The sequence below is a fragment of the Oxalicibacterium solurbis genome (assembly GCF_014635845.1).
Classification (GTDB): Bacteria; Pseudomonadota; Gammaproteobacteria; order Burkholderiales; family Burkholderiaceae_D; genus Oxalicibacterium; species Oxalicibacterium solurbis.
Genome location: NZ_BMDP01000003.1, coordinates 531,217 through 552,440, shown reverse-complemented (window position 1 = coordinate 552,440; position 21,224 = coordinate 531,217). Strand labels below are relative to the sequence as shown.

General features: G+C 61.0%; 17 protein-coding genes. 7 read left to right on the top strand and 10 right to left on the bottom strand.

Annotated elements, in window-relative coordinates; translation table 11 throughout:
- Window positions 1-74: 74 nt before the first annotated feature.
- From metH to def, 3 genes are all read right to left on the bottom strand, one after another.
- A complete protein-coding gene (gene metH / locus IEV40_RS12550) occupies window positions 75-3,833 on the bottom strand; it encodes a methionine synthase (protein ID WP_188422182.1) in 3,759 nt (1,252 codons plus the stop codon).
- A gap of 223 nt (window positions 3,834-4,056) precedes the next feature.
- A complete protein-coding gene (fmt, locus tag IEV40_RS12545) occupies window positions 4,057-5,010 on the bottom strand; it encodes a methionyl-tRNA formyltransferase (protein ID WP_188422180.1) in 954 nt (317 codons plus the stop codon).
- A gap of 89 nt (window positions 5,011-5,099) precedes the next feature.
- Entirely contained in the window at window positions 5,100-5,636 is a 537-nt protein-coding gene (def, locus tag IEV40_RS12540; protein WP_188422178.1) for a peptide deformylase, read from the bottom strand.
- Window positions 5,637-5,812: 176 nt separating this feature from the next.
- Here def and IEV40_RS12535 point away from each other — a divergent pair, with 176 nt between their 5' ends.
- The 5 genes from IEV40_RS12535 to IEV40_RS12515 all read left to right on the top strand — a co-directional run bounded on the left by IEV40_RS12535 (window position 5,813) and on the right by IEV40_RS12515 (window position 12,217).
- Window positions 5,813-6,907 carry a LysM peptidoglycan-binding domain-containing protein gene (locus IEV40_RS12535; protein ID WP_188422176.1) on the top strand — a complete coding sequence of 365 codons (1,095 nt, stop codon included), beginning with the start codon at window positions 5,813-5,815 and terminating at the stop codon, window positions 6,905-6,907.
- 88 nt (window positions 6,908-6,995) lie between these two features.
- Window positions 6,996-8,141, top strand: a complete 1,146-nt coding sequence (dprA, locus tag IEV40_RS12530) for a DNA-processing protein DprA (protein WP_188422174.1) — start codon at window positions 6,996-6,998, stop codon at window positions 8,139-8,141.
- Between the two features lie 325 nt (window positions 8,142-8,466).
- Window positions 8,467-8,943 (top strand): Smg family protein, encoded by a 477-nt coding sequence (locus tag IEV40_RS12525; RefSeq protein ID WP_188422172.1) that lies wholly within the window; start codon window positions 8,467-8,469, stop codon window positions 8,941-8,943.
- A 263-nt stretch (window positions 8,944-9,206) separates the two neighbouring features.
- On the top strand, window positions 9,207-11,849 hold the full coding sequence (locus IEV40_RS12520) for a DNA topoisomerase III (protein ID WP_188422170.1): 2,643 nt from the start codon (window positions 9,207-9,209) through the stop codon (window positions 11,847-11,849).
- 80 nt (window positions 11,850-11,929) lie between these two features.
- Complete coding sequence (locus tag IEV40_RS12515) at window positions 11,930-12,217, top strand: hypothetical protein (RefSeq protein ID WP_188422167.1); 288 nt, start codon at window positions 11,930-11,932, stop codon at window positions 12,215-12,217.
- Window positions 12,218-12,221: 4 nt separating this feature from the next.
- Here IEV40_RS12515 and IEV40_RS12510 read toward each other — a convergent pair whose 3' ends face one another.
- From IEV40_RS12510 to IEV40_RS12495, 4 genes are all read right to left on the bottom strand, one after another.
- On the bottom strand, window positions 12,222-12,716 hold the full coding sequence (locus IEV40_RS12510; protein WP_188422165.1) for a methylated-DNA--[protein]-cysteine S-methyltransferase: 495 nt from the start codon (window positions 12,714-12,716) through the stop codon (window positions 12,222-12,224).
- A gap of 40 nt (window positions 12,717-12,756) precedes the next feature.
- Window positions 12,757-14,253, bottom strand: a complete 1,497-nt coding sequence (locus tag IEV40_RS12505) for a DNA-3-methyladenine glycosylase 2 (RefSeq protein WP_188422163.1) — start codon at window positions 14,251-14,253, stop codon at window positions 12,757-12,759.
- Between the two features lie 95 nt (window positions 14,254-14,348).
- Window positions 14,349-14,717 (bottom strand): DUF1289 domain-containing protein, encoded by a 369-nt coding sequence (locus tag IEV40_RS12500; protein ID WP_371870057.1) that lies wholly within the window; start codon window positions 14,715-14,717, stop codon window positions 14,349-14,351.
- A gap of 128 nt (window positions 14,718-14,845) precedes the next feature.
- On the bottom strand, window positions 14,846-17,167 hold the full coding sequence (locus IEV40_RS12495; RefSeq protein WP_188422161.1) for an FdhF/YdeP family oxidoreductase: 2,322 nt from the start codon (window positions 17,165-17,167) through the stop codon (window positions 14,846-14,848).
- A gap of 268 nt (window positions 17,168-17,435) precedes the next feature.
- On the opposite strand from IEV40_RS12495, the gene IEV40_RS12490 reads away from it, so the two are divergent.
- Both IEV40_RS12490 and IEV40_RS12485 read left to right on the top strand, forming a co-directional pair.
- The gene (locus IEV40_RS12490; RefSeq protein ID WP_188422159.1) at window positions 17,436-18,860 is read left to right on the top strand and encodes an aminotransferase-like domain-containing protein; all 1,425 of its coding nucleotides are present in this window, start codon (window positions 17,436-17,438) and stop codon (window positions 18,858-18,860) included.
- 224 nt (window positions 18,861-19,084) lie between these two features.
- Window positions 19,085-19,381 carry a helix-turn-helix domain-containing protein gene (locus IEV40_RS12485; protein WP_229724098.1) on the top strand — a complete coding sequence of 99 codons (297 nt, stop codon included), beginning with the start codon at window positions 19,085-19,087 and terminating at the stop codon, window positions 19,379-19,381.
- A 15-nt stretch (window positions 19,382-19,396) separates the two neighbouring features.
- On the opposite strand, the gene IEV40_RS12480 is transcribed toward IEV40_RS12485, so the two are convergent.
- The 3 genes from IEV40_RS12480 to IEV40_RS12470 form a co-directional block, all read right to left on the bottom strand.
- Complete coding sequence (locus IEV40_RS12480; RefSeq protein WP_188422156.1) at window positions 19,397-19,729, bottom strand: YnfA family protein; 333 nt, start codon at window positions 19,727-19,729, stop codon at window positions 19,397-19,399.
- A gap of 69 nt (window positions 19,730-19,798) precedes the next feature.
- Window positions 19,799-20,263 (bottom strand): GNAT family N-acetyltransferase, encoded by a 465-nt coding sequence (locus IEV40_RS12475; RefSeq protein WP_188422153.1) that lies wholly within the window; start codon window positions 20,261-20,263, stop codon window positions 19,799-19,801.
- Window positions 20,248-21,186, bottom strand: a complete 939-nt coding sequence (locus IEV40_RS12470) for a hydroxymethylglutaryl-CoA lyase (RefSeq protein WP_188422151.1) — start codon at window positions 21,184-21,186, stop codon at window positions 20,248-20,250. Before IEV40_RS12470 ends, IEV40_RS12475 begins: the two co-directional genes overlap by 16 nt.
- Between the last annotated feature and the right edge of the window lie 38 nt (window positions 21,187-21,224).

The window sequence follows — 21,224 nt, the reverse complement described above, 5'->3', positions numbered from 1 at the left end:
ATTACAAGGCGATAAAAAAAGCCGGGCAATGCCCGGCTTTCTATTTGCGCGATCAGAAAAAGACCAGAAGAGAATCAGGACAGATTCGGCGCCAGCCAGCGCTCGACGTCTTCCTTCGGCACACCGCGCCGCGCCGCCATGTCTGCAACCTGATCGTCGCCGATCTTGCCGACGACGAAATACTTTGCTTCCGGATGTGCGAAGTAGAAACCGGAAACCGACGCGCCGGGGAACATCGCATACGATTCCGTCAGCTGCATGCCGATGTCCTCCGCCTGCAGCACGCGGAACACATCCTTCTTCACCGTATGCTCCGGGCAGGCCGGGTAACCCGGTGCCGGACGGATGCCGCGATACGCTTCCTTGATCAGTTCGGCATTGCTGAGATGCTCGTCCGCCACATAGCCCCACAAGTCGGTGCGGACGCGCTCGTGCAGATACTCGGCAAATGCTTCGGCCAGACGATCGGCCAGCGATTTCAGCATGATCGACGAATAGTCGTCATTCGCATCTTCAAAGCGCTTTTCATGCTTCTCGATGCCCAGCCCTCCCGTTACCGCAAACATGCCGATGTAATCGGCGATGCCGGACGATTTCGGCGCGATGAAATCGGACAAACACTGATTGGGACGCGGCACGCCGTCGATCACCGGCTTCTCGGTCTGCTGGCGCGCACCGTAATAGGTGAGCGCGACCTGCGTGCGCGATTCGTCCGTATAGATTTCGATGTCGTCATCGTTGACCGTGTTCGCCGGCAGCAGCGCGATTACGCCGTTTGCCGTCAGCCAGCGGCCGTCGATGATTTTCTTCAGCAGCGCCTGGCCTTCCTCGAAGACCTTGCTGGCCGCCTCGCCGACCACTTCGTCGGTCAGGATCGCCGGATACGGGCCGGCCAGATCCCAGGTCTGGAAGAACGGCCCCCAGTCGATATAGCGTGCGATCGTCGCCAGATCGACATTCTTGAATTCGCGGCGGCCGATGAACTTCGGCTTGACCGGCGCTTCCTTGCCGACGAAAGAGAGCTTCATCTTGTTGGCGCGCGCCTGCTCCAGCGTCAGCATCGGCACGGCCTTCTTGTTTGCATGCTGTTCGCGAATGCGATCATAGTCGGCGGCAATGTCGGCGACATATTGTTCGCGCTGTTCCGGCGTCAGCAGCGATTGCGCGACCGACACCGAACGCGAGGCATCCGGCACGTAGACGACCGGACCTTCGTAGTTCGGCGCGATCTTCACCGCCGTGTGCGCACGACTGGTCGTCGCACCGCCGATCAGCAGCGGCATCTTCAGTCCACGGAAATATTCATCGCGCTGCATTTCCTTGGCGACGTAGGCCATTTCTTCCAGCGACGGCGTGATCAGGCCGGACAGGCCGACGATATCGGCATTCTCTTCCTTCGCCTTCGCAAGAATCTCCGAACACGGCACCATCACGCCCATGTTGACGACTTCGAAGTTGTTGCATTGCAGGACAACCGACACGATGTTCTTGCCGATGTCGTGCACGTCGCCCTTCACGGTCGCAATGACGATCTTGCCCTTCGGCTTGCTGACGATGCCGGTCTGTTCTTCCAGCAGGCGTTTTTCTTCCTCGATGAACGGAATCAGGTGCGCGACTGCCTGCTTCATCACACGCGCCGATTTCACCACCTGCGGCAGGAACATTTTTCCCTGGCCGAACAGGTCGCCGACCACGTTCATGCCGTCCATCAGCGGACCTTCGATCACGTGGATCGGGCGGCCGCCATCATTCATAACCTGCTGCCGCGCTTCTTCAGTGTCTTCGACGATCCATTGCGTGATGCCGTGCACCAGCGCATGCGACAACCGCTTCTGCACGGTACCGCTGCGCCATTCCAGTGTCGCTTCTTCCTTCTTGTCGCCGGCCTTCAGCGTGGCGGCGAACTCGATCATGCGTTCGGTCGCATCCTCGCGTCGATTCAGCACCACATCCTCGACACGCTCACGCAACTCGGCCGGCAAATCGTCGTAGACGCCGACCATGCCAGCGTTGACGATACCCATCGTCATGCCGGCCTTGATCGCGTGATAGAGGAATACCGTGTGGATTGCTTCGCGTGCCGGATCGTTGCCGCGGAAGGAGAACGACACATTGGACACGCCGCCGCTGATCTTCGCATGCGGCAGGTTTTCCTTGATCCAGCGCACCGAGTTGATGAAATCGACCGCGTAGTTGTTGTGTTCCTCGATGCCGGTCGCGATCGCGAAGATGTTCGGATCGAAGATGATGTCTTCCGGCGGGAAGCCGACCTTGTCGACCAGCAGACGATAGGCGCGTTCGCAGATCTCGATCTTGCGCTCGAAGGTATCGGCCTGGCCTTTCTCGTCGAAGGCCATCACGATGACAGCCGCGCCGTAGCGACGGCACAGCTTCGCTTCGTGCAGAAATTTTTCCTCGCCCTCTTTCATCGAGATCGAGTTGACGATGGACTTGCCCTGCACGCATTTCAAACCGGCTTCGATCACCGACCATTTCGACGAGTCGATCATGATCGGCACACGCGCGATGTCGGGTTCCGATGCGACCAGATTCAGGAAGCGCGTCATCGCCGCCTGCGAATCGAGCATCGCCTCGTCCATGTTGATGTCGATGACCTGCGCACCGTTCTCGACCTGCTGACGCGCAACCGACAAGGCTTCGTCGTACTGCTCGTTGATGATCATGCGCGCGAATGCCTTGGAGCCGGTGACATTGGTACGTTCGCCGACGTTGACGAACAGCGATTGATCGTCAATCACGAAAGGTTCCAGACCGGACAATTTCAACGTCGGCTGGACGGTCGGCACGGTGCGCGGCGGAATGCTGGCAACGATATCGGCAATCGCCCTGATGTGATCCGGTGTCGTGCCGCAGCAACCGCCAGCAACGTTGACGAAACCGCTCTCGGCGAAATCCTTCAGCAGCGACGATGTGACGTCCGGTGTCTCGTCGAAACCGGTGTCGCTCATCGGATTCGGCAAACCCGCATTCGGATAGATGCAGACGTAAGTGTCGGCGATCTTCGACAGTTCTTCCGCATACGGACGCATCAATGCCGCGCCGAGCGCGCAGTTCAGGCCGACCGTCAGTGGTTTCGCATGGCGCACCGAATGCCAGAAGGCCGGCACCGTCTGGCCGGACAGGATGCGGCCGGAGGCATCGGTCACCGTGCCGGAAATCATGATCGGCAGACGCTTGCCGGTCTCTTCGAAGAAGGTGTCGATCGCGAACAGTGCGGCCTTGCAGTTCAGCGTGTCGAAAATCGTTTCGACCAGCAGCACGTCGGAACCGCCTTCGACAAGGCCGCGCGTCTGCTCCAGATACGCCGCGACCAGTTGATCGAACGTGACGTTGCGTGCGGCAGGATCATTGACGTCCGGCGAGATCGACGCGGTCTTCGGCGTCGGGCCGAGCGCGCCGGCGACGAAGCGCGGCTTGTCCGGTGTCGAATATTTATCGCAGGCAGCGCGCGCCAGCTTGGCGGACGCGACGTTCATCTCGTAGGCAAGATGCGCCATGTGATAGTCGTCCTGCGCCACCGTTGTCGCACCGAAGGTGTTGGTTTCGATCAGATCGGCGCCGGCCGCGAGATATTGCTCATGGATTTCGCTGATGACGTCAGGCCGCGTCAGCGACAGCAGTTCGTTGTTGCCTTTGACGAACAGTTCCTTGCCCGGCACCGCGAAGTCCGCAAAACGCTGGCCGCGGTAATCTTCCTCCGTCAACTTGTAGCGCTGGATCATCGTACCCATCGCGCCATCCAGGATCAGGATGCGTTGCGCCATCAGGTCGCGCAACAGGGCTTCGGTATCGGGGAGAGTGTCGCGTTTCATCGTATGTTCTTATGATTTCGTCATGAAGGCGGCGTCATAAATGCAAAAACCCGGTCTGCAACGGGACCGGGTTCTCACCAACGCGCCGCTTTAGCAGTATTTATATGGAGCCATGCTCCGCGCCCGCAAGCTGGTTTGATCTTTCAAAATCAAATCGGCGCAGGGAAATTATACGTGCAATCGACCATCGCGGTCATTCGAGCCTTGGCCGGCAACCCTGCGTCTAGCGGAAACTGCCGCCTTCCAGCGGAAACCCTTTGAGGAATTCGGCCGCCGGCAGCCGCTTGCCGCCCGGCTTCTGCAATTCGCGCACGCGCAACGCGCCTTCGCCGCAGGCAACCAGCACGCCATCCTGCGGATTGGCCGCGATCACCTGCCCCGGCTGCCATGCGCCGCAATCCACCGGCTCGGCGCACCAGAACTTGACGGCCGTGCCGTCGAATTGCGCTGCCGCTCCGGGGAAAGGATTGAATGCGCGAATCTTGCGCGCCAGTTGTGCCGCCGGCTGGTTGAAATCGAGCGCGGCCTCGTCCTTGGCGATCTTGGCCGCGTAGTTGGCGCCGTCCGCCGGTTGCGGTGTTGCCGGCAACGCGCCCTGCTGCTCCATGCGGCGCAGCGTTTCGACGATCATGCGGCCGCCCAGCGTCGCCAACTTGTCGTGCAGCGTGGCAGTCGTGTCATCGGCCGCGATCGGCAGGCGCTCCATTGCCAGCATCGGACCGGTATCGAGGTCGAGTTCCATCTGCATGATGGTGACGCCGGTTTCCGCATCGCCGGCCTCGATCGCGCGATGGATGGGCGCGGCACCCCGCCAGCGCGGCAGCAGCGAGGCATGAATGTTGATACAGCCCAGCGGTGGAATGTCGAGTACCGATTGCGGCAGGATCAGTCCATAGGCTGCGACCACCATCACATCGTGCGGCGTGGCCTGCAGCAGCGCATGCGCTTCGCGCGCGACGTCCGGATGCTTGCCGTCCAGCCGCAGCGAAACCGGTTGCGCAACCGGAATCCCATGCACCTGCGCGAACTGCTTGACGGCCGATGCATGCAGTTGCATCCCGCGTCCGGCCGGACGATCGGGTTGCGTCAGTACGAGCGGGATCTCGAAACCTGCATCGTGGATCGCAGCCAGCGCGACCGCGGCGAATTCCGGCGTGCCGGCGAAGATGATTTTCATGCGGGAATTGTAGTACGTCGTCCGTCGAAAACGAACCTGAATGCCGCACAGCAATCCGCCTGCGGCATGACAGGTACGAGAAATGCGAATTAACGGACGGCGGCGGTACGCGTCTGGCTACGCGCCAGTTCGCGTTCTTCCTTCAGCAGCTTGGTCTTGATGCGGTTGCGCTTCAGCGGCGACAGGTATTCGACGAAGACCTTGCCCTTCAGGTGATCCATCTCGTGCTGGATGCAGACCGCCAGCAGGCCGTCGGCTTCCAGCTCGAATGGCTTGCCGTCGGCATCGAAGGCGCGCACCTTGACGCGTGCCGGCCGCTCGACGCCGTCGTAGATGCCGGGCACCGACAGGCAGCCTTCGTCGTAGACCTGCTTTTCGTCGCTGGCCCAGAGGATTTCCGGATTGATGAAGGCGCGCAGGTCGCTGCGGTTTTCCGACGTATCGATGACGATGACCTGTTCATGCACGTCGACCTGGGTGGCTGCCAGCCCGATGCCCGGCGCGTCGTACATGGTCTCGGCCATGTCGGCGACCAGCTTCTTGAGGCGCTCGTCGAATTGGGTCACCGGCTTGGCAGTTTTGTGCAAGCGCGGGTCGGGATAACGCAGGATGTTCAATATGGACATACGGGCTTTTGTGCAACAGGATGACTACAGATGATGCAGTCTTCTTGCTGTTTCAAGGATTTATGTGCAGAATTTGATTCAATTTGGCAAGTTTTTTCACGAAGCAATTGTTTCGTAGGCAACCTGCTGCTGCACAGTAATGGCGTCACAATTGGTCAAGCTCAACCGGACAAACCATGAAAAATTCTAGCACAGCTGCACTTTTCCTCGCTCTCGCCACGACCGTTTTTCCCGCCCTCGCCTCCGCCCAGACCACGCCGTCCGCCGTCACCCCCAGCGCGCGCTGCGCGTTCCGGGCAAACGCGCCGGATCAGCATGTCGTGGTGAAGGGCGACACCTTGTGGGATATTTCCGGAACCTTCCTGCAGCATCCATGGTGCTGGCCGAAAGTGTGGGACATGAACCGCGAAGACATCCGCAATCCGCACTGGATCTATCCGGGCCAGATCGTCTACTTCGACCGCGTCGCCGGCCGCCTGCGTCTGGGCAAACCGGTAGGCGATGGCAGCGGCACACCAACCGTGCGCCTGTCGCCGCAGGTGCGCAGCAACGAATTGCCGGCCGATGCCATTCCGTCCATTCCGATGGGCGCCATCGAGCCTTTCCTGTCCAAGCCGCTGGTCATCGAGGAAACCGAGCTGAACAATGCACCGCGCATCGTCGCCACGCAGGAAGGCAGCGTGTATATTTCGGTCGGCGCGAAAGCCTATGTACGCGGCAACCTGAAAGGCGCGACCACCTTCGACGTCTTCCATCCGGGCAAACCGCTGAAGGATCCGTCCACCGACCAGATTCTCGGCTATGAAGCCGTCTACCTCGGCACGCTGCGCCTCGTGCGCGCCAGTACCTCGGAAAGCGAGCCGCACACCTTCGTCGTCGTCAACAGCAAGGAAGAAATGGGCGTGGGCGACCGCATGGTGCCGCAGGAACCGACGCCGATCGTCAATTACGTGCCGCATCCGCCGGAGCAGCCGGTCGTCGGCCAGATCATGTCGGTCTACGGCGGCGTCACGCAAGCCGGTCAGAACCAGATCATCACCATCAATCGCGGCGCCAAGGATGGCCTGGACCGTGGCAGCGTGCTGGAACTGTATCGCCTCGGCATGATGATGAAGGACACCACCGATCCGGAAAAAGCCGTCATGAAACTGCCGGACGAACAGTACGGCGACCTCTTCATCTTCCGCGTCTTCAACCATGTTTCCTATGGCCTGATCATGGAAGTGCGCGATACCGCGCAGGTAGGCGACATCGTCCGTTCGCCGGAATAATCATCGTCTTCTTTCAATGACGGCGCGCAATGAGCGCGCCGTCATTTTTTCATTCACTGCTTCTTTCCACATCCATTCCCGTACGGCCATGTCGTCATCCGAGGAACTGTCCCACTGGCTGCGCCTGATGCAGACGTCCGGCGTCGGCCCTGAAACGGCACGCCGCCTGCTGGGCGCGTTCGGCCTGCCGGCAAACATCTTCGCCGCATCGTTGCCGGCCTTGCGCCAGCTCGTGCCGGAACGCATCGCGCAAGCACTGATCGCCGCGCCGTCGGCAGAAGCTGTGGCGCATATCGAACGCACGCTGGACTGGGCGTCGCAATCCGGCAATCGCGTGCTGACGCTGGCGGATGACGACTATCCGGCAAACCTGCTGGAAATCGCCGATCCACCCACCCTGCTTTATGTAAAAGGCCGCGCCGAACTGTTGTCGCGCGCTGCGATCGCCGTCGTCGGCAGCCGCAATGCGACGGCACAAGGCATCGCCAACGCGGAACGCTTTTCCGAAACGCTGGCACAAGCCGGTCTGACCGTGATTTCCGGCATGGCTTCGGGCATTGACGCGGCCGCGCATCAAGGCGGTCTGCTAGCGACGCAAGGCAACGGCGGCTCGACAGTCGCCGTCATCGGCACTGGCGCCGACATCGTCTATCCGGCGCGCAATCGTGCGCTGGCGCATCGCCTTGCCGAAGAAGGCTGCATCGTCAGCGAGTATCCGCTCGGCATGCCGGCAATCGCCGCCAACTTCCCGCGCCGCAATCGCATCATCAGCGGACTCGCGCGCGGCGTGCTGGTGATCGAGGCAGCGCTGCAATCCGGCTCGCTGATCACGGCGCGCATGGCGGCCGAACAGGGGCGCGACGTGTTTGCGATTCCCGGCTCCATCCATTCGCCGCTTTCCAAGGGCTGCCATCAACTGATCAAGCAGGGCGCGAAGCTGGTGGAATCCGCCCAGGATGTGCTGGAAGAATTGCGCCACCTGCCTGCCGCATCGTACGTTTCGGATGCCCCAACCGCGTCGCAAATCGCGACGACAGATAACACCTTCTTATCCACGTTCGACGATGCCTGCACGCAGCTATTGCACACAATGGGCTTCGATCCTGTCGATGCCGATACGCTGGCTGTACGCTGCGGTCTCGACATCGCCGCCATCCAGTCACACCTGCTGTCGCTGGAACTGGCCGGCGCAGCAGAAATGCTGCCGGGAGGCATGTACCGCCGCGTCGCATGAATATTTTTTCTGATTCCGTTCAGAATTTTCGTTTCTCTTTCGCTTCTCTTGCCGCACAGGCATCGTTCGATGCCATGCCGCCATCTTTCCTTGATTGCACGGCAACGACCTTTCCATTCGGACATCGCGCGACTGCAACAAAATATTTCCGTCGCTGTCGACATCCAGGAATTTCAGGTATCCTAGATTCCAGTAAGCGCTGTCTTTGATCTGCCGCTGTCGTACCACCCTCTTTGTATCTGTTCGTTGAAGAGCGTGATTCAAACGCATCCGATCCCGATGGCATCCCAGGGTGCCGTCTCAACCCTAGCGCTACGGTGACGCCATGTTCGACGTTCTAGTCTATCTGTACGAAACCTATTACCGCCCCGACGCCTGCCCTGATTCCGAAGCGCTGACGAAGAAATTGTCCGCCATCGGCTTCGAGGAAGAAGAAATTGCCAAGGCACTCGGCTGGCTGACGGATCTGGCGGAATCAAACCACGAGTTCTTCGATGCCACGCCGCACCAGACGGCCTTTTCGTTCGGCTTCCGCATCTATGCAGACCGCGAAATGGACATCATCGGCACGCCGGCCATCGGCTTCATCCAGTTCCTCGAATCGGCCAAGCTGATCGACGCCGTCCAGCGCGAGATCGTCATCGAACGCGCGCTGGCCGTCGGCGAATCGCCGATTTCGCTGGACAAGCTGAAAGTCATTGTGCTGATGGTGCTGTGGAGCCAGGGCAAGGAGCCCGACAGCCTGATCTTCGACGAACTTTTCATCGACGAAGACGAGGCCGAACCGCGCCTGCTGCACTGAAGCCCTCTTGCATCCCCTTTCCCGCATGTCCGGTCGACCGGCCGGACATGCCTCTTCGGCAACATCTTGCCGGCATCTGCACCGACACCCTTGCTCCCGCTTGCGATTTTCGTCGCAACCCGCTTATCATTGGCTCGCTTGACAGCCGGGCAACTATATATATTAGGCAGTGCTGTGCTTGAAAAAGCGCCGCGCTGCCTGCAAGTTCGCAGGCCGTCCGCCGCCGGGGCGCTAGCCGGCACTTCTTTCGAGACCATTTCAACATGACAAAATCCCTCATCATTGCCGAGAAGCCATCCGTCGCGAACGACATCGCGAAGACGCTCGGCGGCTTCACCAAGCACGATGAGTACTTCGAATCCGACGAATACGTGCTGTCGTCGGCAGTCGGTCATCTGGTCGAAATCGCGGTGCCGGAGGAATACGACGTCAAGCGCGGCAAATGGACCTTCACGCACCTGCCGATGATTCCGCCGCACTTCGCGCTGAATCCGATCGCCAAGACCGAATCGCGCCTGAAGGTGCTGAACAAGCTGATCAAGCGCAAGGATGTGACGACGCTGATCAACGCATGCGACGCGGGCCGCGAAGGTGAACTGATCTTCCGCCTGATCGCGCAATACGCGAAGGCCAAGCAGCCGGTCAAGCGGCTGTGGCTGCAATCGATGACGCCAGGCGCGATCCGCGAAGCCTTCAAGAACCTGCGCGACGACCAGGAAATGCTGCCGCTGGCCGACGCCGCACGCAGCCGCAGCGAAGCCGACTGGCTGATCGGCATCAACGGCACCCGCGCGATGACTGCCTTCAACTCCAAGGAAGGCGGCTTCTACCTGACCACCGTCGGTCGCGTGCAGACGCCGACATTGTCGATCGTGGTCGAGCGCGAAGAGAAGATCAAGAAATTCGTGCCGCGCGACTATTGGGAAGTGCGCGCCGAATTCGTCTGCGCCGCCGGCATCTACCAGGGCCGCTGGCTGGACACCAAGTTCAAGAAGGACGAAACCGATCCGGAAAAACGCGCCGAACGCCTGTGGAGCAAGGCGGCGGCCGAATCCATCGTCGCCGCCTGCCGCGGCAAGATCGGCATCGTCACCGAGGAATCGAAACCGACCACCTCGATGGCGCCGGCGCTGTTCGACCTCACCAGCCTGCAGCGCGAAGCGAATGCACGCTTCGGCTTCTCGGCCAAAAATACGCTCGGCCTGGCGCAGGCGCTGTACGAAAAGCACAAGGTGCTGACCTATCCGCGTACCGATTCGCGCCACCTGCCGGAAGACTATCTGCCGACCGTGCTGGAAACGCTGGACGTACTGGCCGAAAACAACAACTACCACCAGTTCGCCAAACAGATCACGAACAGCAAGTGGGTCAAGCCGAACAAGCGCATCTTCGACAACACGAAGATCAGCGACCACTTTGCCATCATTCCGACCACGCAGGCGCCGAAGAACCTGTCCGAGCCGGAACAGAAACTGTACGACCTCGTCACGCGCCGCTTCATGGCGATCTTCTTCCCAGCTGCGGAATTCCAGGTGACGACGCGTTTCACCGAAGTCTCGGGCCACAAGTTCAAGACCGAAGGCAAGGTGCTGACCAACCCGGGCTGGCTGGCCGTCTACGGCAAGGAAGTCGACGAAGAGAAAGATGGCGAAAACAGCGGCAATCTGGTGCCGGTCGCCAAGGATGAAAAAGTGCAGACCGAATCGGTGGTCGCCAACGGTCTCGTCACGAAACCGCCGGCGCGCTATTCGGAGGCGACACTGCTGTCGGCGATGGAAGGCGCCGGCAAACTGGTCGACGACGAAGAACTGCGCGACGCCATGGCCGGCAAGGGCCTCGGCACACCGGCCACGCGCGCAGCCATCATCGAAGGCCTGCTGACGGAAAAATACTTGCTGCGCGAAGGCCGCGAACTGATTCCGACGGCCAAGGCATTCCAGTTGATGACGCTGCTGCACGGTCTCGGTGTCGACGAACTGACCGAGCCGGAACTGACCGGCGAATGGGAATACAAGCTGGCGCAGATCGAACGCGGCAACATCAGCCGCGAGGAATTCATGCGCGAGATCGCGCAGATGACGCAGATCATCGTCAAGCGCGCGAAGGAATACGACAACGACACCATCCCCGGCGACTATGCAACGCTGACGACGCCATGCCCGAACTGCGGCGGCGTGGTCAAGGAAAACTATCGCCGTTTCGCCTGCACCAAGTGCGAATTCTCGATGAGCAAGACGCCGGGCAGTCGCCAGTTCGAAGTCGCCGAAGTCGAAGAATTGCTGACAAACCGCACCATCGGCCCCTTGCAAGGCTTCCGCTCGAAAATGGGCCGTCCGTTCGCCGCCGTGCTGAAGATCGTGCGCGACGAAGAAATCAAGAACTACAAGCTGGAATTCGATTTCGGCCAGAGCAATGACGACGAAAACGCCGAACCGGTGGATTTCAGCGGACAGACGCCGGTCGGCCCGTGCCCGAAATGCAGCGGCAATGTCTATGAACAGCCGCTGTCCTACATCTGCGAAAACTCGGTCGCCAAACCCAAGACCTGTGACTTCCGCAGCGGGCGCATCATCCTGCAGCAGGAAATCCTGCCGGAACAGATGCGCAAGCTGCTGAACGACGGCCGCACCGATCTGTTGCCGGGCTTCGTCTCGCAGCGCACGCGCCGCGCGTTCAAGGCCTATCTGGTCAAGGGCAAGGACGGCAAGGTCAGCTTCGAGTTCGAACCGCGCAAGGAAAAGGCGCCGGCGAAAGGAAAAGCTGCAGCGGAAACAAACAACGAGGCAGCTGATTCAGCCGATGCCGCACCGGCCAAGAAAGCTGCAGCGAAAAAAGCCGCAAAGAAAGCTGTAAAAAAAGCGCCTGCCAAGAAAGCAGCCGCCAAGAAGACTTCCAAGGCAGCATAGATGACGTAAACGGCGTGCGGCCATGCCGGTCGCGCGCCTTCCATCCACATCGTTCCGGCTGACCGCGCATGCACTTCTTCATGGAAAAACTGTTCCGCACACCGCAAGGCATCGTCCTGCTGCTGGCGATCGTTGTCTATCTGGGCTGTGCGCTGCTGTTCGGCGCATTCGGCATGACGCCGCCATTCGGCTGGCAAACCGGCAAGGCCATCGGCATTTTCATCGCGTGGCCGGTTTTGCTTCTCATCCTGTTCATCCGGCTCAATCGCCCTGCGTTCGCCGCCTCCTGGCCGGCAGCCGGACGACTGGCGTTTTACGCCGTCGGCCCCTTCCTGTTCATGCTGCTCGGCACGCTGGCCGAAGCCTGAACATTCACGGCAGAAGCATGCCTTCCAACGCCAGCAGGAAGCGCTTGCGCTCCAGCCCACCCGCATAACCCGTCACCGCGCCGGAAGAACCGAGCACGCGGTGGCACGGCACGATGATCGATACCGGATTGCGGCCGATTGCAGCGCCTACCGCGCGCAAGGCCTTGGGCTTGCCAAGCTTCTGCGCGTGCTGCGCATAACTGATGCTGCGACCGAAAGGAATGTCGGCCAACGCCTGCCAGACGTCGCGCTGGAATGCCGTGCCAGCCATATCGAGCGGCACATCGAATGTCGTGCGTTTCCCCGCGAAATATTCGCCGAGCTGCATCGCTGCCTGCGCCAGATGGCCGGCCGCAGGCGAACCTGCCTGCGACCGCATCCAGCCGTCCTTGCCCTTGAAGTGCTTGTGCTCTTCGAAATAGATGCCGCAGATGCCGGCATCGGTCGCCGCAATCAGCAAGTTGCCGACCGGGCTCGCCTGTTCGATGTATGAAATCATGATGGCTCCATGCCGTCCGACGACGGCGCAATGAGGTTGATCAACCCGACGCATGCCACAACAGCATTGCCGCATAACTTCTCCAAGGCGACCAGTGCGCGGCGCGCGCCAGCAACTGCTTTTCCGTCAGACGCCGAGCGCCGGCTTCCGCCGCGGTCTTCTGCAAACACAGATCGCCAGCCGGAAAGGCGTCGGAAAAACGCAGGGCACGCATCGCGATGTACTGCGCCGTCCATTCGCCTATGCCCGGCACCGTCTTCAGCTGCGCGATCGCCTCGTTCAACGGCATTCCCGGCTTCAGTTGCAGGCCACCTTGCACGGCAAATTGCGCGAAGTGGCGAATGGCTTGCGCGCGCGCCAGCGGCATGCCGATGGCGGCGATATCCTGTGCTTCCGCATGCGCCAGCCGATGCGACGACGGGAAATGATGCGTCACGCCGTCGAATGGCGTCGCCGCCGGTTCGCCGAAACGCTGCACCAATCGTCCCGACAACGTGGTTGCGCCGCTCACGCTGACCTGCTGTCCCAGCACGGCGCGTATCGCCAGCTCGAAGGCATCGAACGCGCCAGGCACGCGCAAACCCGGCGCGGTCACCAGCCGCTTTGCCAGCAATGGATCCGGCGACAGGTGCGCGGCGATGATTGCGGGATTCGCATCCAGATCGAACTGGGCACGCAGGCGTGCCATCAACGGCATCAGCACATGCGCCAGCGAAACCGCGAGCGACATTTCGAGCTGCCGCTTCGCCGGCACATGACGCACGCTCAGCCAGCCGTCCGCATCGCCCAACCGGATGCTGCGCAGATAACGGCGTTCGCCCGCCACCGTTTCCACCTTCTCGACGCCGGGAACGGCCCTGCCGGCCAGATAGGCCGTCATTTCCTCCCATGCGAACGGCGGACGATAGGCAAGCCGCAAGGTCATCGCATCCTGGCCGTTCACGTGCGGCGTTTCCGCGGCACGCCTGATTTCCGTTGGCGCCATGCCGTAACGCGACAGGAACAAGGCATTGAAGCGACGGATGCTGCCGAATCCTGCCGCATAGGCGACGTCGCTCATCGGCAGATGCGTTTCCTGCAGCAATTTCTTTGCGAACAGCAGCCGCTGCGTCTGTGCCAGTTCGACCGGCGTCACGCCGAAATGCTGCAGCAGCACGCGGCGCAGTTGCCGCGACGACAGGCCGACTTCGTCCGCCAGTCTTTCCGTATCGCCATCGTTCAATGCGCCGGCAGCGATGCGTTGCCACACCGCATGCGCCAGATTCTGCTGCAGCGCATACGGCGCCAGTTCGGGACGGCAGCGCAGGCAGGGGCGAAACCCTGCCGCTTCCGCCGCCGCGGCCGTGCTGAAAAAGGTGCAGGACGATGCGCGCGGCGTCTTCACGCCGCAGACCGGGCGGCAATAGATGCCGGTGGTCTTGACGCCGGTAAAGAACACGCCGTCGAAACGCGCATCCTTGGCCGCCAGCGCACGATAGCAGCTGGCCGGCGTCAGCGCCGTTCCGGTTTCGTGATCGATGATGATGCCCGTGTCCATGCAACCGTTATACGCATGGCGCGGGGAGACGTCTAGCCGTTTTCGGACACGAGTGCATAGCGAGAAACACACCCGATATTCGACAATTCAACGACTCAGAAGGGGAAGAAGAACCAACGGCGACGTGCGGACAGATCCCGGTGCCGCCGCCCGATCGCCTGCCACACGGTGCACCGGCTTGCGTCGTCGAAGACGCCCCATTGCGCAATCTCGTCGCGCGTGCGCAGACAGCCTTCACACAGCGCCGTGCGCGCATCGATGCGGCAGACGCCGATGCATGGCGACGGCAGCGGCGAATCATGCAGATCGACGCGCGCTAGCAGCGCCGCCAGTTCCGCCTTCTGTTCTTTCCGGGACGCCGATTTCTTTCTCATGACGGAAATGCATGTGGGCAAGTTGAATCGAGCGCCCATCTTACATGCGTCGTACGGGAAGCCGCACCGATATTCCGGCGCGATCATCATGCGCAGTACACGTGCACGATGACGCACCGCATGCGATACGCATGACTCGGTACCGCGCCGATCGCGACGACCTGCGCACCGTCGACGAAGAGGCATTCCCGCCTCTCCGCCACGACAATCGAAGTCGATCAGGCCGCCAGCGTGCGTTCTTCCGAACGATGCAGCAACACCGGCACCGATTTCGAGGTCGGCGTGTTGCAGACGTCGCCGGTGCTGTTAAGCGGAATCAGCGGATTGGTTTCCGGATAGTAGGCGCCGATGCAGCCGCGCGGGATATCGTAATCGACCAGCAGAAAGCGGTCGGCGCGGCGTTGGATGCCGTCGTTCCATACCGTCGCCATGTCGACCCATTCGCCGGCCTCGAAGCCCAGCATCGCGCGATCTTCCGGATGGATGAACACCACGCGGCGCTGCCCGAACACGCCGCGATAGCGGTCGTCCAGCGCATAGATGGTCGTGTTGTACTGGTCGTGCGAACGCGTCGTCATCAGCGTCATCAGCTTCTCGCCATACAAGGCCTTGGCGCGGCGGATCGGCGTGTCTTTCTGGATCGCATGCGCGATGAAGTTGGCCTTGCCGGTCGAGGTCTGCCATTCGCGTTCGCGCGAAGCGACGCGCAAGTGGAAGCCGCCCGGTTTGGCGATGCGCTCGTTGTAGTTCTCGAATCCTTCGAGCACCTGCTCCATCGCATCGCGCACCAGCGCGTAATCGCCGGCGTAGGCCAGCCAGTCGACCTTGCCGGAACCCAGCGTGGCGTGCGCGATGTTGGCGACGATCGCCGTTTCGGACATCAGGCTCTTCGACGCCGGGCGATTCATGCCGTAGGAGATGTGCACCATGCTCATCGAATCCTCGACGGTGACGCCTTGCGGCACGCCGTTCTGCACGTCAATTTCGGTGCGGCCCAAGGTCGGCAGGATCAGCGCATCGCGGCCATGCACCAGATGGCTGCGGTTCAGCTTGGTGGTGACGTGCACGGTCAGCGCGCAACTGCGCATCGCGTCGAAGGTGCGCGGCGTATCGGGCGTGGCCATCACGAAGTTGCCACCGAGGCCGATAAAGACTTTTACCTTGCCATGCAGCATTTCCTCGATCGTCTCGACGACGTCGAAACCATGTTCGCGCGGCGGTTCGAAGTTGTAGACCTTGCCGAGACGGTCGAGGAATTCCTGCGACGGCTTTTCCTCGATGCCGACGGTGCGGTTGCCCTGCACGTTCGAATGGCCGCGCACCGGGCACAGGCCGGCACCGTCGCGGCCGATGTTCCCGCGCATCATCATCAGGTTGGACAGCATCTGCACCGTCTGCAGCGAATGCTTGTGCTGCGTGATGCCCATGCCCCAGGTCGCGATCACGCGCTTGCCGGCTACGTAAATGCGCGCCAGCTTTTCGATGTCGTCGCGCGAGACGCCGGATTCGTCGACCAGTTCCTGCCAGTCCTGCATGCGCAGATCTGCGGCAAAGGCAGCGAAACCGGCCGTGTGTTCGTCGATGAATGCGACGTCCAGCACGCGCTCGGTGCCCTGCTCGATGGCGTCGTCGTCCAGTTCCAGCGTGCGCTTGGCGACACCCTTGATCAGCGCAAAATCGCCGCCCAGCTTCGGCTGGATGAAGGTGGATGCGATCTTCGTGCTGCCCATCGTCACCATCTCGATCACGCTCTGCGGATCGGTGAAGCGCTCCAGGCCGCGCTCGCGCAGCGGATTGATCGAGACGATGGTGGCACCGCGCTTCGACGCTTCGCGCAGTTCGCCCATCATGCGCGGATGGTTGGTGGCCGGGTTCTGGCCGAAGATCAGCAGCGTATCGGCATGTTCGAAATCGTCGAGCAAGACAGTGCCCTTGCCGATGCCGACCGTTGCCGGCAGGCCGCGGCTGGTCGCTTCGTGGCACATGTTCGAGCAGTCCGGGAAGTTGTTGGTACCGAACATGCGCACGAACAATTGGTAGACGAAGGCAGCTTCGTTGCCGGCGCGGCCGGACGTGTAGAACGCCGCCTGGTGCGGATTGTCGAGACGATGCAGATGCTGCGCGATCAGCGCATAGGCATCGCTCCATGCGATCGGCACGTATTTGTCGCTGGTCGCGTCGTACACCATCGGATCGGTCAGGCGGCCGTGCTGTTCCAGTTCGTAATCAGATTGCTGCAGCAGTTCCGCCACCGTGTGCTGTGCGAAGAAATCCGGCGTCACGCGCTTGGTGGTCGCTTCGGCAGCCACCGCCTTCACGCCGTTCTCGCAGAATTCGAAGGTGGACGCATGCTGGCGGTCCGGCCATGCGCAGCCGGGGCAATCGAAGCCTTCCGGCTGGTTCTGCTTGAACAGCGTGCGGTAATTGCCGCCGGCAACCTTTTCCTTGATCAGGTTGATCGCCACGTACTTGACCGCCCCCCAGCCGCCCGCCGGATGATCGTAGGGTTCGATGGAGCCTTGCTGTTTCGTCTTTTGCATGTCCGTTCCTTGGTTCGGCGGCATCGCTTCGCAGAAACCACCGCAATCGATGGGAATGCAATGCCGCCGACGCAAAGATAAGACCTCCATCCGCTTTTCTGAACGCACACCTTGCACGAATAAAAAAGAGTACAGTTCGACTGTAAAAACAATCTGTATTTTTAATGATGATAAAAAAGACAGAAGTAAGAAGAAGTTGGCAGCAAATTGCCTGCATCATTTATCTGTTGAATATGAGTCATAAGCCCGTCTGTAAACTGGAGCAACGATGAAACGCTACGAAAAGCTGGCTCAGGACATCGAATCGACGATCCGCCGCGGTGTTTTTCGTCCCGGCGAACGCATTCCGTCGATCCGCCAGACGGCGCAAAACCACCACCTGAGCATCACCACCGTGGTACGCGCCTACGTGCTGCTGGAAAGCCGCGGCCTGATCGAAAGCCGGCCGCAATCCGGCTATTTCGTCCGCGTCCACCCGATCGAGACGACCAGCAAAGAGATCCCGGAACTGGTGCCGTCGAAGCCGATCGCCACCTCGGCGCATGTGGACGTCAGCCGGCTGGTGCTGTCGACGCTGCGTTCGATCGGCGTCGACGAGGCGATTCCGCTCGGTTCGCCCTATCCCGATCCCAAGCTGTTTCCCTTCGAACGCATCAACCGCTACGCCTACGCGATCGCGCGCCGCAAGACGCAATGGGGCGTGACCGATGAACTGCCGCCCGGCAATCCGGAACTGATCCGGCAGATCGCGCGCCGCTACTTGGAAAACGGCATTCCCATCGATCCGAACGAAGTCGTCGTCACCGTCGGCGCCACCGAAGCGATCAACCTGTGCCTGCAGGCAGTCGGCAAACCCGGCGATACGGTCGCGGTGGAATCGCCGACCTTCTACGCGATGCTGCACGCGATCGAACGCATGGGCATGAAGGCGATCGAGATCGCCACGCATCCGCGCGACGGCATCGACATCGATGCGCTGGCGCTGGTGCTGAACCGCCGCCGCGTTGCTGCCTGCATGGTGATGCCCAACTTCCAGAATCCGCTTGGCTTCCAGATGTCCGACGACAACAAGCGCGCACTGGTGCGGCTGGCCGAGCGGCACGACCTGCCCATCATCGAGAACGACGTCTACAACGAACTGTATTTCGGCGATGCACATCCGACTGCGCTGAAGTCTTACGACACCAAGGGACTGGTGCTGCACTGCGCGTCGTTTTCCAAGAGCCTCACCTCCGCCTATCACATCGGCTGGGCGCTGCCGGGCCGCTATCGCGACCAGGTCGAGAAACTCAAATTTCTGAACACGCTGACCACGCCGTCCATCCCGCAACTGGCGATCGCCGAATACCTGGAACACGACGGCTACGAACATCACCTGCGCCATGTGCGCAAGCTGTATGCGCAGCAGGCAAACCTGATGCGCGCCACCGTGATGCGCTTCTTTCCGGAGGGCACGCGTACCTCGCAGCCGACCGGCGGCTACGTACTGTGGGTGGAACTGCCGCCGCAGATCGATTCGATGCAGCTTTATCAGCTGGCATTGCAAAAGCGCATCACGATCGGCCCCGGCACGATGTTTTCGGCGGCCAACAGCTACCGCAACTTCATCCGCCTCAACTACAGCTATGCATGGACGCCGGAAATCGAAAAGGCGCTGATCACGATCGGCAAACTGGCTTCCTCGCTGATGTAATCAGGGCAATGCCGATACGCGCAATTCCGCACGGCATTGCGCGCCGGACAGACGTACCCTGAAAACCGGCGACGCATCGTTTGCCGCAGCCGCCGGCGATACCTATAATGACAAAAGGGATTTACGGCCTCGATGCCGCAACCTGGATGCTTCATAGAGAGCACGTAGTGGAGATGCAATCATCGGCAGGACACGCCGAAGATTGCCGATGCAAAGGAACGACGATGATGCATGCGAACCATGCAATGAACAGCGCGGCGCATTACGAGGAGCACGACGTGGACCCGACCAAGGCGACCATTCTGCGACACCTGTGGGAAGCATCCCGGGAAACCGGCCCGTGGTCGCTCGCCAAGCTGAGCAAGCGCACCAATGTGCCGATGAGCACGCTGCTGCGCACGCTGGCCGAATTCGAAGCGGCCGGTATCGTCGACATGTCGACCGAAGCGGACGGCCGCAGCTTCGCGTCGCTGAACGCGATCGGCGTCGAAATCTATCCGTCGCTGTTCAATACCCAGTAAGCCATCCGGCAGCGATCAGGCGTGACGCGGCGCGAACGCAATGATCGCCATGCCGGCCAGCGTAACCGCCACGCCAAGCACATCCCACACCGACGGCCGCACGCCATCCACCAGCCATAGCCAGACCAGCGCGACGCTGACGTAGATGCCGCCGTAGGCTGCATACACCCGCCCGCTTGCATCCGGATGCAAGGTCAGCAGCCACGAGAACAACGCAAGGCTGCATGCCGCCGGCACCAGCAGCCAGACAGAAGCACCGTGGCGCAACCACAGATACGGCAGATAGCAGCCGACGATTTCCGCGATTGCTGTGATGATGAACAGTCCGATGGTTTTTATTTCAGGCATGGCGGCGATCGTCCAAAGAGTTTGTGCGTTATGCACGCGATACGTCACATGCGGCGGTCAGGCAGCAGGTCAGGCGGCGGGCTTGCATTCCCACAGCCAGACGACACCGTCCTCCTCGATCCGCTCGCCGATGAACTGGAAGCCGAACTTGCGCAGAATGGCATTCGACGCATTTTCTTCATTCGCCGTCTGCGCGATGACGGTCAGGTTCGCATTGGTGCTCTGCACGATATGCAGAAGTTCGCGCACCATCTCGGTGGCGATGCCGCGATTCTCGAAATTCGGAAAGGTCAGATAGCCGATCTCCACGCGCTCGACACCGTCCTCGCCCTTGCCCGGCGGCGACTTGAACGCGCAGGCGCCAACCAGTTGGCGATCGTGCGTAGCGAGATAACCGATCCACGGCTCGACGAAACCCGCGCTGCGATACAGCTCGGCCGTCGCCTTGCAGACCTGCTTGGTTACGACATCGAGACGGCCGGCCACTTCCTGCGGCTTGCCCTGCCGGTCGATGGCGATCAGATGGACGTGCATGCGGAATCTGCCTTTTTTGCCGCCAGCGCATTGCCGGCGCGTCCCGCCGACTTGCGACCGAGATGATGAGAAATGAATTGTCCGGCATCCACCACCGCATCCAGTTCGATGCCGGTTTCGATGCCCAGCCCCTTCATCATGTACAGCACGTCTTCGGTGGCGACATTGCCGGTCGCGCCCTTCGCGTACGGGCAGCCGCCGAGGCCGGCAACCGATGCGTGATAAATCGTGATGCCGACTTCGAGACTAGCGTAGATATTGGCCAATGCCTGGCCGTAGGTATCGTGAAAATGTCCCGACAATTGCGCGATCGGGAATTCCTGCGCGGCACGTTGCATGACGGCCTGCACATGGCGCGGCGTGGCGACGCCGATGGTATCGGCTATATCGATTTCGTCGCAGCCCAGATCGCGCAAGCGTTGCACCACATCGGCCACGCTGTCCGCGCTCACAGCGCCCTGATACGGACAGCCGAAAGCACAGCTCAACGCGCCGCGCAGACGCAAGTTGTTGCGCTTCGCCTCGGCAGCAACATCGCGAAAACGTGCGATCGATTCGGCGATCGAGCAATTGATGTTTTTCTGCGAGAAAGCTTCGGAAGCGGCAGCGAAGATGACGATCTCGTCGACGCCGGCCGCCAACGCAGCTTCGAAACCCTTCATATTGGGAACCAGCGCCGAGTAAATCGTGCCGGGGCGGCGCGCAATGCCGGCCATCACGTCTGCCGATGTCGCCATCTGCGGCACCCATTTCGGCGAGACGAAGGAAGCGGCTTCGACGTTCGGGAAACCGGCTGCGGACAGCCGGTTCACCAGTTCGATTTTCACGTCAGCCGAAATCGTCTGCGCTTCGTTCTGGAGTCCGTCGCGCGGACCGACCTCGACGATCTTGACCGATTTCGGCAACGATGCGGAAGACAGCATGAAATCAGAATCTGACAGCAAAATTCAAGGGCAAGCCG